Below are 13,498 nucleotides of genomic sequence, written 5' to 3'. Positions count from 1 at the left end.
TATTAGCTTATAATAGCTAATATGATTAGCTAAGAAGGTGAACACATGCCCAGACAAGGACTAACCCAAAGGATCGTAGTGGAAAAAGCTGCACAACTGATCGAAGAAACAGGATACGGACAGCTGACGATCCAAGCCTTGGCCGCCCGGCTCAATGTAAAGCCATCCTCCCTTTATAAACATATTGACGGTATGGAACAGCTAACAGTCCTGCTTTCCCTGCTGTCTTTGGAACGCATCAAGACTGCCTGCCGACAACAGACAGCAGGATTTTTCGGAAAAGACGCCCTATCCCGCACCGCCTTTGCCTACCGTGATTTTGCCCTGTGTTCCCCCCAGCTTTATAAGGCAATGATCCGGGTTCCTCAATTAGAGCCCAATCCTCAGCTACATACTTCTATGCATGAGCTGTGGCAGATGATCTTTGAGCAGGTGCTGGAAAGCGGGATCAGTGAAGAGGAGGCGGTGCATTTCACCAGAATGTACCGAAGCCAGCTGCATGGCTTTATTGCCTTAGAGGAAGCCGGTTACTTTACCAATTCGGACCAAGACCGGGAGGAAAGCTTTCGGTGGATGGTTTCCCACCTTCTGCTGATTTTAGATCAAGTACGGGAAAACCGCCCTCATATTGTTTCAGAAAGGAGCAAAAATGGCACATCAAACTGACTTTGCAAATGGAAAGGTTTGGCGCAGCATTGTAGATGTTTCTCTGCCCATTACAGCTGCGCAGCTTTTAAACCTCCTTTATAATATTGTCGACCGGATCTATATCGGACATATCCCAAAGGTAGGCGATATCGCCCTGACCGGCGTTGGGCTCAGCTTTCCGATCATCACCCTGATCATGGCTTTTTCCATGCTGTTCGGCTCTAACGGCGGGGCGCCCCTCTGTTCCATGGAGCGCGGCAAAGGAAACGATGAAGAAGCTGAAAAAATTATGGGCACCTCATTCTTCATGCTGGTCTGTTCCGGGGCTGTGATCACTGTTTTGGGGCTGATTTTTGCGAAACCGATCCTTTATCTGTTCGGAGCAAGCGACGCCTCGTTTCCCTATGCTTACAGTTACCTTACCATCTACCTGCTGGGCAGTGTTTTTGTCATGGTAACACTTGGGATGAATTCATTCATCAACAGTCAGGGCTTTGGCCGGACCGGGATGATGACAGTTGTTATTGGAGCAGTGTTAAACATTGTTCTGGATCCCCTGTTCATCTTTGTATTTGATCTTGGTGTACAGGGGGCGGCAATCGCTACAGTGTTGTCCCAGCTGGTATCCGGTATCTGGGTCATTCGTTTTTTAACCGGGCCGCAGGCAGTCCTAAAGTTAAAATTCAAAAGCATGCGTCTTCAGGCGAAACGACTAAAGGACATCACTGTGTTAGGCTTTTCCGGCTTTATCATGGGGCTTACCAGCAGTTTGGTCCAGATCGTCTGCAATAAAATGGCTTTTTTATACGGCGGGGACCTTTACGTCACCGTGATGACTGTTCTCAATTCTGTGCGGGAGCTGTTCTCCACCCCCTTGTCGGGATTTTCCGGCGGGGCCGTCCCGGTTATCAGCTATAATTACGGGGCAAAACAATTCGGACGGGTCAAGCAGGCCATCCGGTTTATGGTCATTTTTGGACTGGTCAGCTCTTCCTTGGTATGGCTGCTGGTAGTTTGTTTTCCGGCGGCGTTTATCCACCTGTTCAATAGCGAACCCGCTCTAATCGAGGCTGGTGTTCCGGCAATCCGAACATATTTTTTTGGGTTTGTGCTGATGTCCTTGCACATGAATGGGCAAAACACCTTTGTGGCCCTTGGAAAGGCAAAGCAGGCGATCACCTTTTCCCTGCTTAGGAAGGTGATTATCGTAGTGCCCCTTACCCTGCTGCTTCCCGGTCTGGGATTCGGGGTGGAAGGCGTTTTGTTGGCAGAGCCTATCTCGAACATCGTCAGTGGAATCGCTTGCTTTACTACCATGTACTTCGTGGTATTTGGCGAATTAAATGGAAAACGAACTCCGAAAGTAAAACATCCGGCGCCTTAAGGCGCCGGATGTTTTACTTTTCTTCTGTTTCGGAAGCTGTTTCCACACAGAAGCCTTGGTATCCGCATTTGGGACAGCATAGCTTCCGGGTTTTTGGTGTATGCGCGGAGAACAAAAACGCCTTTAATGCTGGGCGGAAACGTTCCCGGCAATGCGGACAGCGATAAGCCGTATGATGGTAATAATACCGTGTCACTAAAATGCCCAGCGTAACGACTACTGCCATTCCAACCGCGAACGGGGCCCACATTCCAGTAAAGATCCACCATACTAATAGCCCGATCTCTATTACATCCATGATAAGCCCTGCCGCCAGCATCGTCATATGAATGGTTTTCAACCGCTTTTGCTCTTTCATCATCTGCTCTATGTCTTGAATAGATTGGGCCGGTATCGTTTTGGCATCTTCCAAGCAGCTTTTTACCTGCATGATCCTCCTTCGCTGTTCTTCCTTTTGGGCGATTTCTCCCTCCACCCGGTGAAGCTGTTCCTCTAACAATAGCTGCAACACCTGGTCAGGCGCTTTACTTACCAAGATCTCTTTAATGGATTCCAAGGTAAGCCCCATCGTTTTTAACAGGCAGATCAGCCGCAGCTGTTTTAGATCCTGATCCGAATAGATCCGTCTGCCGCCTTCGGTCAGCGCACTAGGGCAAAGAATCCCTTTTGTGTCATAAAACTGCACCGTCCGCACAGTGACCCCGCATAGCTTTGCCAGTTCTCCGGTCGTATATTGCGACATAGATTTTCACCTCCTGTTCCCCAGTTTACCTGATTACGCTGCGTCACAAGCAAGAGGTCACGCAAGGGGATTTTTTAAAATCACTTGAGTTTCCCAGCTTTCTGCTTGTAAAAGCGCGCTTATCATACTATAATGATTCTATCAACCGATTTAAATGGAGGTACTATGAAATATCTGGGGTCAGTGATCTTGATTTACGCATTTGTCACCTTATCCGGGCTGCTTTGTACAGGACTGATATTAGGCAGCTTTTATTGTAAGAAAAAGCTCTCACAGATGAACGAGGAAAAATGGGAGGCTTATTTTCATTCTGTAAGCGAAGTTTCCTATCTGATCCGGTTCTGGATTTTCTACGGCTTCTCCCTTGCCGTCTTTTCCGTGATCGGCTATTTTGTTTTCCTGGCATTTGGCTTTTCCCATGCCGGAGCTCTCGCTGTTCTCACGGCCGGCGTTGGGATCGCCAGAACAGCATTCCGATTCCAAAAAAACAAACGGGACCTTCTGCAAAAACTGGTCCGGCTTAAAAACTGTTCGTGATCATCTCCCCAATGGCTGTTACCGTCATTGGGGAGTTTTTTTAAAAAGGCAGATACGGCCGGAGCACACTAATGAGGATCGCAGCGGCGCTGGAAGCGCCGATACATATCACGATCTGTTTCGGAGACTGGTATAAAACAGCGATACAGATCAGCCACATCAGGACATCCAGCATGCTGAATATGTCAAAATAAAGAAAGCCAACGGCAAACGCCATCAGGAAAAACACCATAAGGATCCCCGACGTGATGACCATGGAAAGGACTCCCGGCCCTTTTGCAAGCCAGCATACAGCTGCTAAAAGCGGGGAGAACAGCGTCATGATGACCCAAATCATGATATACGATCTTGGAAAAAAACCGCTGATAAAAGCGGTATAGGTATAGTACCCAACCAGCATCCCTGTCAAAAAGCAGAACGCGTTGATCCCCGCACGCAGCGGCGACCGGCTGTATACCGAAATTATTACCGAAAGCAGAACCCAAAAAGAAAATCCAGATAAAAAGTTGGCCAGATCCAGCCGTTCCAGCAAAAAGGGGAGTTCATTGCTGGGGAGCTCGTCTAAAAACTTGGCAAGCAGCCCCAAAGCCACCCCTAAAGCCAATAACAATGCAGTATGCCAGATCATCTGAAAAGCGGAAAGCCGCTCTCCAGCCGGACGGATGCGTTTGATAGCTTCGATCATCTTTCTTTTCTCAGAAGCGTTAGGCCTTTCCGCCCAGCGTCTTCTGTACCTTTCTTACTAATTTAGGCTGGATCAGTGGATAAGTCCAGCGTTCGGGAAGCTGTTCCAGTAATTCTATCCGCTCTATCTCCAAGGGCGGCAAGACCCCAAACGAGCTGATCCGGGCAAAATATAGCATGCCAAAGGTTTCCTTGACAGCCTGTTCGTTGTCCTCATATACAGAATAAACACACACTGGCTGCAAATCAAATATCTCTGCACCAGTTTCTTCCCACAATTCCCGTTTTGCGGCATCTATGATTTGCTCCCCATTTTCCCGATGGCCGCCGGGGCACTCATAGGTATCCCGTTTTTTATGCTTGCAGAACACCCATTTCCCCTTATAACGGGAAACGATTACCGCAAACTTTAAAAGCTGGTCGTCAACTGTATCATAAAACCGCACCTCAAGCATGATATCTATTCGCCCTTTTATCACTGTTGTCCTTATCATAACATATCTCATCTTTTTGCACAAGGAAACAAACCTTCTGTTACATCAGCACGCTTGTCTCTTTTTTCTTCCAGAATTCAGCACTAAGGGCAAAGCCCTCTTTTCCCTACAGTTTTTAATATGTGCCTCTGACAACAAAACAAGCACAAAACCCAATAGGTTTTGTGCTTGTTAAAGGTTCTTTTATTTCAATACCGTTAAGCGGTCAGGCCTTAGAATCAGTTTCGATATAGGAATATTTGATTTCTCTGGAGCCAAATTCAGGTCCCGGAGGATCCTCAGAGCGGATCGGGAAATCAGTATTGAGCTTTTTGAGCTTAAATGCCCAGTCCAGATCATCCGGGCGTTTCGGCAACGGGATATTGCCCATATGGGTGACCTCGATCTCCACTTTGTCTTCCAGCCATTCCCCGGTACGCGGGTTGAACCAGGTCAGTTCATAGGTATCGTACGGGCGCAGGCCGCGGACTTTCACATTTTCCGGACAGTCCTTTTCTGTGTAACCCATCAAAAGATCACGTTTTCTGGTAGCAGAGCAGTAAGCCCATCCGCGCCAGCCAGCAACAGCGCCCTGCTGGTTTGGAAGCATCAGGTTCGCATCCGGGATCAGATCCCGGTAACGCAGGCCTTCAGACAAGATAAAGTCTTTGATATAGCGGGTCTGATAGCTTGCCGGGAAGGTCATAGTATCCCAAATCTTATATGGTTCTTCCGCTTCTTCCACGTTGCCGCTCCAGCCGGCTTCAAAACCGGTCAAAATACCGCCGTAAGCTCCGCTGAGCAGGCTACCAAACAGGGAAGATCGGTTATTCATATGGTCTTCTTCACTGTCTACGTTTCCAAAACGGATCTCAGACAAAACGTCGTTTTCATCAGACATAATGATGATATGTCCAGAATAATACGGTTCCCCGTTGATCGCCGGGACCGGATTTTCATCGTGATAAATATCTGTGAGCAACCAGTGGTACTGATGATCCCTCCAGTTTCCGGTCTGGTCAAAGGTCTTCCAGTGCTGCTCCTCCGGTCCGCCGAATGCCACCTTGGTAGAACCAGGCGCATTAGTGCCCATCAGCGTGCCGAACGGCGGCTGTCCATACAGGTCAACAAACAGATTGATCGGTTCGTTAAATTCACGCGCGTCAATCGTCTGGCATTTGCCGTCAAAATGGATGGGGCTAAATAAGCAGTTATTTGCCTGATACCGTGCAAATAAATACTGCATATAGCGGGTATACACCATTGGCCAGTCATAATAATACTTCCAGGTCCTGGAGCTGTCGCGGCGCAGAGCCTCAATAAACACAGTGATCCCATGCGCATTCAGCCAGTCGATCTTTTTGTCCAGTACTTTGAAAAATTCCGGGTTGATACGGTCATAATCCGGCACTAGGTCTTCATATCCCTCGATCTTTCCAGGGAATTCAAACGGACGTCCACCTTCATTGTGCATGTTACGGCAGGGCTGGTTTTTATCTTCAATCCAATCCTTAACGCTGCAAACAGCCCAAGCAGATCGTACATAAGTGTCGTGCCCGTCATCGATCATGATTTGCGCCGGTTTTCCATCGTCTGCCCAAGTTGGGAAGCAGGCGATCATTCCAACAGTATTATAGCCCTGTTTAATGCGCTGCCGCGCCATATCTTTCACGCTCATCCCCGGTCCGATCGGGCGTTCTTCCTCATCATCGACCCACGGATAACGGTAGGTAGCCAGCCCCCACCATGTATCACCTACCATCACATACGGTGTTCCGTCCGCATATTGGAAAGCATGACCGTTGTCCGTTGCTTTTACAATCCCACGGCGGCAAACATTTTGTTCTTTTTCCTCTTCTGTCCATTCCAGGGCAAGATATGAACCGGTCCTGCCTACAAGCCCAGCATCTTCCACGCTTGCGCCAGAAACATAATCCCAAACCCCCGGGGCAGTTGCTGTAACACGCACCTTAAAGGTGTTTCCTCCATCCCAGAAGCCATACACCCTTTTATCAAATCCAGGACCTTTTAAATCAACCCAAACTGTTACGTCAGTATATGGGTTATCAAAGGTCTGTTCGGATGTCAGAACGATTTCATGCACATCCCACATGTGGATAACCGATTGTTTCACGAAGATACCTCCATTCAATACTTCAAAACTTGTGATTATAAAATGAAGCCAGAATTATAGAACAAAATCAGGCCAAATGAAACGCAAAATGAAAACGATACTATTTTCTTCTTTTAAAGAATATCACACTGTTTTTGGATTGTCAACAAAAAATAACGCAATTTCAATATATTTATAAATAAATCATGTATTTTATTATGCATTAGGTATATAAACATCAAAATCATGAGAACGTTATCATTTTCAGGTCTTAAAATGAGTTGTGTCCGTCATCCCTTGCTCTTGTATAAAAAACAGATAGCGCAGAATAATCTGCGCTATCTGTTTTGGTGGAGTACAGGACTCCAAATCCGAACCGAAAGCCGCAAAAACGTCCGCCAGTGTCACCGTCTGCATTCCGTTTTTGTAATTATACGTGAAAACCAGCTTATCGTCAAATACATAGATGCTGTTGAGAAAAATATCGATAATCTGTCGCCGGTACTCCTTGTTGTTCGGGGCGCCATATTTGAACCGGCTGATCCACTCGATAATATCCTCCCGGTTGTATTTTGGCTTTTCCAGTTCCTCCAGACGTTCTTTGATGCTGCTGGTCAGGATGCCCTGCTGAATGGCATTGAGTATATTTTCAATTCCATGGTTGGTATCTGCAAGCTGCTTGCGCAGTAGTGGAAGGCTGTTGGGCCGGATAAACAGTAAAATCGGGAGCAACAGAAATTATAGTTCCTTCTCTTACAGTTTCAATAATAGTTTCCTGCAATGACAGTAACGAAAGAATATTGTGATATAAAAAATCATCTGGATCATCTATCTTTAAAACTATGATTTTACTCATTCTTTCACCTCACAACATACTTCATACGGAATCATAGCCTTCACATAAAAATATTTTGTATTACATCACAAAACGTCAAACATTTTCTTCCAAAACCTAGTAAAAAGCTAAACAATATCTACCCTATTTATAAATTCACCTGGAATCGAATCATATCACTCCCTAAAGGAAATGCCCTGATTTCACCGTGATGCTTTTCTACGATGACTTTAGCGATTGAAAGTCCTATACCAAAACCACCCCCATACGTTCTCGCCTTGTCCGCCCGATAAAATCGGTCGAACAGCCGATCAAATTCCACGCTGCCTATAGCCATATACGAATTATCCACCAGGATAGTCGGGTGTTTTCCTCCTCGTAGGCTTACTCGTATCATTCCTTCCGGATCGCAGTACTTTACAGCATTATCCATTAAAACAGAAACAAGCTGCCGTATGAATGCCTCATTTCCATGGTAGTTAATATAATCAGGAACATCTGTTAGAATCTTTTTCTGCTGATGATTGCTATGCTGCTCGAATGCGGATACCGTATCCAGAACAGCTTCGCTGAGTGAAAAAAACTCTTTAGCGAATTTGGTGTTATCCTCATCCATTCGGGCGAGAGACACCAGACGATTAACCAGTTCCGTCATGATTTTAGCTTCTTCCCGAATATCGGAAAGCCATTCATTTGTCCCTATTTCCGATTCCATAATGTCAAGATTGGTACGAATCAATGTCAGAGGCGTTTTAAGTTCATGATTGGCGTCGGTAATGAATTGTTTCTGTTTTTCGTAGCTTTCGGCCGCAGGTTTAACAGCTTTTCGGGAAATGAGAACAATCAAAATAATAATCACAACGCTGCTTGCAGCAAAAACCAATGAGACGGCAAGCATAAACTTTTGGTTACTTTGTTTGGTGTCCGCTCCGTTTATGAATACGACAGCCTGCCCTGCCGCCATGCCGTATCTCTTATAGCGAAAATCGTCTATCCAGCCGCGTTCATTTGAATGCTCTAATGCCTTTTCAGCATAGGTGACCGCCTCGTCGTGAGATACGCTGGCGATTGATCGAATATCCGCAGATAAAACATTTCCATTGCAATCAAACCGCACAGTGAAAAAGCGAGTAGTAAAAGGGGACTCCATGTTTAATCCATCAGGTATGGGTGGAGGATCAGGAGCATTACTGAATTCATTCCACTCAGGAAAAGTGCCGTCATTGGAGGATACGACATCGGCAAGCATATCAAGAGACCGATTGGTTTGCACCGTTGTTACGAAAAAGATAGATATAAGCAATATAACAAAAACTGCGGTAAACGAAAGAATACAGATCTTTATGAATTTTTTTCGCAACTTATAAATCATTGGTTTCCTCCAGCTTATAGCCTGCTCCCCGAATAAATCGAATTTCAACGTTTGCCTTCATAGAAACAAGCTTTTTGCGGATATTGGAAATATGTACCCAAATCACGCTAACATCCACATTGCTCTCCCACCCCCAAACATGGGACATAAAATCATCGATCGGAACGATAAAATTTGGACGTTCCATGAGCATTTCCATAATTTGAAATTCCCGGCCGCTCAAAGCTGCTTTATTATTTGCAAATTGGAGTTCATAGGTAGAACGGTTTAGAATAAGTTCCCCAAACTTACATAGATCCGGTACATAATTATCGCGCCTTCGTAGCATTGCTCTGACGCGTGCAAGTAATTCCGATGTAAAAAATGGCTTCGGCAGATAATCATCGGCTCCCGCATCCAGACCTTCCACCCGCTGATCAGTTTCTGTTTTAGCTGTTAAAAACAAGGCGGGCGTAGAAATCCCCTTCCCTCGCAGACGCTTTAATACTTCTACTCCATCCAGCCCAGGCATCATAATGTCAAAAATCAGCCCGTCATATTCTTCGCTTTCTGCATAGACGAGCGCATCCACACCGTTTGAAACAGCATCTACCATATAGTGGTTGGCTTCAAAAATGTGCTTTAAAGACTTTAATAATCGTGTATCATCCTCTGCAATCAGTAGACGCATACTATGTGATCTCCTTGTCTGAAGTTATTTTAATTGTAGCAATGCTGCCTTAACATTGACTAAAGGTGGCATTTTGTTTTTTTGTTCTTTCTATTATAGCACTTTTACATGTTTTTTGCGATTTTCTATTTAGGAAAGATCCATGTCCATTCATCAGGAATTCACAGCTTCTTTAGGGGAATTTTAGTGCCGGTGGCTATCATCTTAGATGACACAGCCATATAGCCGCTGCCTGTCCTTCAGATCCATAGAGCAAATATTTGGAGCCGATGAACAGAATGATAGACTACTGACTTTCCTGAGGGGGCTATCAGGCTATAATCCAAAACAATGGAGGATGGATACATGGATTATGAAACATACAAAAAAATAAAAAAAGGGAATTTAAAAACGTTTGAAACTCTGATTGACGCCCATCTGAAAAAATCTTGGTTTATTAGTTTTGAGCTAACGGAAAATGTTTGCAGAGGCGCGCCGCTTCTCATAAAAGCATGGAAAACCTCTATAGAACAAATTATAAACGCTCAAGCCACTCCAAAAGAAGACTTCAGAGAAATTCTCCATAGTAATCTTTTGAAGCTATACTTAATCGGCGAGGAGGAAGACCCCGAGTTTGAATCCTTGCCCGTTCCTCGAGTTGCGCAAAAATACCAGCAGTTTGTGGAAGAAATCGAATTGCTGCCGAACGATTTGAAACCTGTTTATTTGATGAATGTCTACGGGAACCTCGGCACAAATCGTCTTTCGCAGCTTCTTGAAATCCCGACTGAAGCTGTAATAAAGGCAGTAAAGCAAGCAACGGAGATGATTGCAGAGACAAACGGTGCTTTACGCCAAGATAGGTGGGCAATAAAGACCCGACTCTCCGCAGAATTCAGGAATCCCAGCGATAGTGGATTTGAAGATATCGATATTCCGTTTCACCTCAATACATCTCTTATTCATGAAATCAATCGTTTATTGAATAAACCTTTGGATAAACCTGTAATTCAGAACAGAAAGGAACAAAATACTATGGTAACTAAAACAAACAGCGTGGGGGCAAAGGGCGACACAAGATCCATAGCTCATAAGAACAAGAAAAAAATAAAAATTATTGTAATATCTGCTGTTGTTCTCGCATTGGTGACTCTCGGTATCATTTTCATCCCAAAACTGATTGATGGCAGCGCGAGGAAGGGTACCAGCATTACTACATATAATGTTGAAGCGATTACAACTGGTAATGTGGATACCACGATTAGTGGAAGTGGTACTCTGACACCTATTTCCAAGGAAACACTTGTAACAACAAAAGCAGGTACGATTACGGCTGTCAACTATGAAGTCGGTGATAAGGTGGAAGAGGACGCTGTCATCGCTACCACAGAAGATGAAAATGGAAATGAAACCAATTTCACAGCGCCGTACGACTGCGTTTTAATTGAGCTTCCAATCTCTACGGAGGATGAATTGAGCGCAAATAGTCAGATTGCGATGGTAATGGGTACAGACGGCTTCACCATGGGAATTGCAGTGGATGAGCTCGACATTTCCACTGTGAAAGTAGGGCAGGAGGTGGATTTTACCATCGATGCTGTTGACGGCGACTATACCGGAAAGGTCACAGATGTTTCCTATAATGGAAGCTCCAGCGGAGGTACAACGGCCTACCAAATAACCGCAAAAGTAGACTATGTAGAGGGCGTATACCCTGGAATGAGCGCTTCAGCCGAAATCGTTATTGAATCCAGCGGCGAAGGTTTGATCGTTCCCGTTGACGCTGTCCGTACTTCCGGCGACGACAATTATGTTTATCTTGCACCGGACGGCGCTGCCGACGGCACAGAATACGCAGAGGATGAACTGAATATTTCCGACCTCAAAAAGGTCACAGTGGAAACCGGAATGAGTGATGGCAGCTATATTCTGATCGAAAGTGATGAACTTGCCGATGGTGACTTGATTGTAATTACAAAGATCACTTCCGCACAAACTGGTTCAGACAGCGAAAACCAAGGCGGTGGCTTTGGGGGCATGGGCGAATTTCCCGGAGGCGGAGGAATGAATTTTGGCGACTTTGATTTTGAAGATTTTGATCCCAGCAATATACCAGATGGCTTTCCAGGCGGTTTCGGCGGAAATTAACGGAGGGATCAACATGATAAAGCTAAAACATATTTATAAATCCTATTCTCTGGGCGACGAACAGGTGGCTGTCCTTCACGACATCAATCTACATGTGAAGCCCAAAGAATTTGTATCCATTCTTGGCCCATCCGGTAGTGGAAAATCAACGCTGATGAACATTATCGGCTGCCTCGATATTCCCGATTCAGGAGATTATATCCTTGACGGCGAGTACGTGGACAGTTGTACGGAAAATGAACTTTCTGAAATCAGGGGCAAAAAAATCGGATTTATTTTTCAGCAATTCAATCTGCTATCCGAGCTTACTGCATACGAGAATGTGGAAATGCCGCTTTTGTATCATAAACTCTCTCCGTCCGAGCGGCGGGAGAGGGTGGAAAGAACGCTTACACAGGTAGGCCTTATCGATCGTATGAAACATAAGCCGACGCAGCTTTCAGGCGGCCAGCAGCAAAGGGTTGCTATCGCCCGTGTACTTGCGGCAGAACCGTCCATTATTCTGGCGGACGAGCCGACTGGAAACCTTGACTCCTCTTCCGGTGCTGAAATCATGGAGATCTTGAAAGAATTGCACAAAGCAGGCAACACCATCATCCTAATTACACATGACAAGAATATTGCCGATCAGGCGCAGCGCAAAGTGTATGTCCATGACGGGATACTGACGGAAAGCGAGGAAAGAACATGACGCTAAAAATCATAAAATTATCCCTCAGGGCAATCTACAACAATAAAATGCGCTCCTTTCTTACTATGCTCGGTATCATTATTGGCGTTATGGCCGTTGTCATTCTCGTTTCTATTACACAAAACGCAACCAGCGGTATTACGGATAGTATTGCCAGCATGGGCTCAGATCAAATCACTGCTTCTATCACGGGAGAAGATGCCTCCGTCAGTCGTGATAGTATTGAAACGCTGAACAGTTATAGTGTAATTGCCAAGACAGCACCGGTGATCACAACAAATGAAACCGTAAAACATAACGATGAAACCGGTTCCTATTCTATTCTCGGTGTTACAAATAACTATTTTGATGTACAAGATGTAACAATTCAAAGCGGGCGGCTGATTACCGATTCCGATATTGAATGGACAACAAATGTCGCTGTCATCGGCACAGAAGCAGCAACCGATTTATTTGGCACTTGGGATGTCGTGGGTGGTACCATCACCATTGGAGAAAGGAATTATAAGGTCATTGGCATACTGGAAGAACAGGGCAGCAGCCTGGTAGGTTCGGATGACAGCAAAATTTTGATTCCATATACAACGGCCGAACGCATTACAGGTCAAAAATCCGTCTCCACTTTTTACATTAAAGCTTCCAGTTCCAATTCGGTAAATGTGGCGATCAATATGGTAGAATCTTTTTTATTACAAGCAACCCGAGATGAGGATAGTTTTACTGTAAGCAATCAATCTGACGTTCTTGATACGATGGATGATGTTAATAACACCATGTCCCTTTTACTTGCAGGGATTGCCGCTATTTCTCTGTTGGTAGGCGGCATCGGGATTATGAACATCATGCTTGTATCCGTAACCGAGCGAACAAGAGAGATTGGTATCCGCAAAGCTGTCGGGGCCAAGAGACAGCATATTATGCTGCAATTTCTTTGCGAATCATGTATCCTTTCTGTCCTTGGAGGGTTGATAGGTTTAGTCTTATCTGCTGCTATTGTTGGCATATATAATACAGTTGCCGGGAGCAGTGCAACAATTAATTGGAGCATCGGTCTGGCAGCTATCGCGTTTTGTGCGGTGATCGGTGTATTGTTCGGCAGTTATCCGGCTGCAAAGGCATCACGTCTGCAACCAATTGATGCGTTACATACTTCGTAAATCGGTAAATAAAAATGGATAAAAAAGACAGATGGCAATCAATATGATAGTCCATCTGTCTTTTT

The 13,498-nt window shown here is 45.2% G+C and carries 13 protein-coding genes; 6 read left to right on the top strand and 7 right to left on the bottom strand.

Features of this window, described 5'->3' with window-relative positions; translation table 11 throughout:
- Positions 1-45 precede the first annotated feature (45 nt).
- Together CIB36_RS00495 and CIB36_RS00490 are read left to right on the top strand one after the other, a co-directional pair.
- Entirely contained in the window at positions 46-666 is a 621-nt protein-coding gene (locus tag CIB36_RS00495) for a TetR/AcrR family transcriptional regulator (RefSeq protein WP_093987676.1), read from the top strand.
- Positions 650-2,032, top strand: coding sequence for an MATE family efflux transporter (locus CIB36_RS00490; RefSeq protein ID WP_093987675.1), 1,383 nt, complete (start codon positions 650-652; stop codon positions 2,030-2,032). The genes CIB36_RS00495 and CIB36_RS00490 overlap by 17 nt, the downstream gene beginning before the upstream one ends.
- Before the next feature lie 13 nt (positions 2,033-2,045).
- Here CIB36_RS00490 and CIB36_RS00485 read toward each other — a convergent pair whose 3' ends face one another.
- Positions 2,046-2,774, bottom strand: coding sequence for a MerR family transcriptional regulator (locus tag CIB36_RS00485; RefSeq protein ID WP_093987674.1), 729 nt, complete (start codon positions 2,772-2,774; stop codon positions 2,046-2,048).
- Positions 2,775-2,939: 165 nt separating this feature from the next.
- Between CIB36_RS00485 and CIB36_RS00480 the strand changes: the two genes are divergently transcribed.
- Positions 2,940-3,311 (top strand): hypothetical protein, encoded by a 372-nt coding sequence (locus CIB36_RS00480; protein WP_093987673.1) that lies wholly within the window; start codon positions 2,940-2,942, stop codon positions 3,309-3,311.
- 40 nt (positions 3,312-3,351) lie between these two features.
- On the opposite strand, the gene CIB36_RS00475 is transcribed toward CIB36_RS00480, so the two are convergent.
- The 6 genes from CIB36_RS00475 to CIB36_RS00450 form a co-directional block, all read right to left on the bottom strand.
- Positions 3,352-3,996, bottom strand: a complete 645-nt coding sequence (locus tag CIB36_RS00475) for a hypothetical protein (protein WP_093987672.1) — start codon at positions 3,994-3,996, stop codon at positions 3,352-3,354.
- 19 nt (positions 3,997-4,015) lie between these two features.
- Positions 4,016-4,489, bottom strand: coding sequence for an NUDIX hydrolase (locus CIB36_RS00470; RefSeq protein WP_229408151.1), 474 nt, complete (start codon positions 4,487-4,489; stop codon positions 4,016-4,018).
- A 205-nt stretch (positions 4,490-4,694) separates the two neighbouring features.
- Entirely contained in the window at positions 4,695-6,602 is a 1,908-nt protein-coding gene (locus tag CIB36_RS00465) for a DUF5060 domain-containing protein (protein WP_229408150.1), read from the bottom strand.
- Positions 6,603-6,845: 243 nt separating this feature from the next.
- Positions 6,846-7,313, bottom strand: coding sequence for a hypothetical protein (locus CIB36_RS00460; protein ID WP_093987669.1), 468 nt, complete (start codon positions 7,311-7,313; stop codon positions 6,846-6,848).
- Positions 7,314-7,564: 251 nt separating this feature from the next.
- Positions 7,565-8,788, bottom strand: a complete 1,224-nt coding sequence (locus CIB36_RS00455; protein WP_093987668.1) for a sensor histidine kinase — start codon at positions 8,786-8,788, stop codon at positions 7,565-7,567.
- Positions 8,778-9,458, bottom strand: coding sequence for a response regulator transcription factor (locus tag CIB36_RS00450; protein ID WP_093987667.1), 681 nt, complete (start codon positions 9,456-9,458; stop codon positions 8,778-8,780). Before CIB36_RS00450 ends, CIB36_RS00455 begins: the two co-directional genes overlap by 11 nt.
- 345 nt (positions 9,459-9,803) lie before the next feature.
- On the opposite strand from CIB36_RS00450, the gene CIB36_RS00445 reads away from it, so the two are divergent.
- The 3 genes from CIB36_RS00445 to CIB36_RS00435 are packed head-to-tail and all read left to right on the top strand — an operon-like array spanning position 9,804 to position 13,433.
- Positions 9,804-11,585 (top strand): efflux RND transporter periplasmic adaptor subunit, encoded by a 1,782-nt coding sequence (locus CIB36_RS00445; protein ID WP_158662525.1) that lies wholly within the window; start codon positions 9,804-9,806, stop codon positions 11,583-11,585.
- A gap of 13 nt (positions 11,586-11,598) precedes the next feature.
- Positions 11,599-12,276, top strand: a complete 678-nt coding sequence (locus tag CIB36_RS00440; protein WP_093987930.1) for an ABC transporter ATP-binding protein — start codon at positions 11,599-11,601, stop codon at positions 12,274-12,276.
- Positions 12,273-13,433: an ABC transporter permease gene (locus CIB36_RS00435; RefSeq protein WP_093987665.1), complete on the top strand. Its 1,161-nt coding sequence runs from the start codon at positions 12,273-12,275 to the stop codon at positions 13,431-13,433. Before CIB36_RS00440 ends, CIB36_RS00435 begins: the two co-directional genes overlap by 4 nt.
- Positions 13,434-13,498: the final 65 nt, after the last annotated feature.

This window comes from Massiliimalia timonensis (assembly GCF_900186585.1).
Lineage (GTDB): Bacteria > Bacillota > Clostridia > Oscillospirales > Ruminococcaceae > Massiliimalia > Massiliimalia timonensis.
This window is presented reverse-complemented; position numbering and strand designations above follow the sequence as displayed.

Bases quoted from the DNA above. Each gene is read 5' to 3' on its own strand.
- CIB36_RS00495 (WP_093987676.1), top strand. From the start codon at position 46: ATGCCCAGACAAGGACTAACCCAAAGGATCGTAGTGGAAAAAGCTGCA.
- CIB36_RS00490 (WP_093987675.1), top strand. From the start codon at position 650: ATGGCACATCAAACTGACTTTGCAAATGGAAAGGTTTGGCGCAGCATT.
- CIB36_RS00485 (WP_093987674.1), bottom strand. From the start codon at position 2,774: ATGTCGCAATATACGACCGGAGAACTGGCAAAGCTATGCGGGGTCACT.
- CIB36_RS00480 (WP_093987673.1), top strand. From the start codon at position 2,940: ATGAAATATCTGGGGTCAGTGATCTTGATTTACGCATTTGTCACCTTA.
- CIB36_RS00475 (WP_093987672.1), bottom strand. From the start codon at position 3,996: ATGATCGAAGCTATCAAACGCATCCGTCCGGCTGGAGAGCGGCTTTCC.
- CIB36_RS00470 (WP_229408151.1), bottom strand. From the start codon at position 4,489: ATGATAAGGACAACAGTGATAAAAGGGCGAATAGATATCATGCTTGAG.
- CIB36_RS00455 (WP_093987668.1), bottom strand. From the start codon at position 8,788: ATGATTTATAAGTTGCGAAAAAAATTCATAAAGATCTGTATTCTTTCG.
- CIB36_RS00450 (WP_093987667.1), bottom strand. From the start codon at position 9,458: ATGCGTCTACTGATTGCAGAGGATGATACACGATTATTAAAGTCTTTA.
- CIB36_RS00445 (WP_158662525.1), top strand. From the start codon at position 9,804: ATGGATTATGAAACATACAAAAAAATAAAAAAAGGGAATTTAAAAACG.
- CIB36_RS00440 (WP_093987930.1), top strand. From the start codon at position 11,599: ATGATAAAGCTAAAACATATTTATAAATCCTATTCTCTGGGCGACGAA.
- CIB36_RS00435 (WP_093987665.1), top strand. From the start codon at position 12,273: ATGACGCTAAAAATCATAAAATTATCCCTCAGGGCAATCTACAACAAT.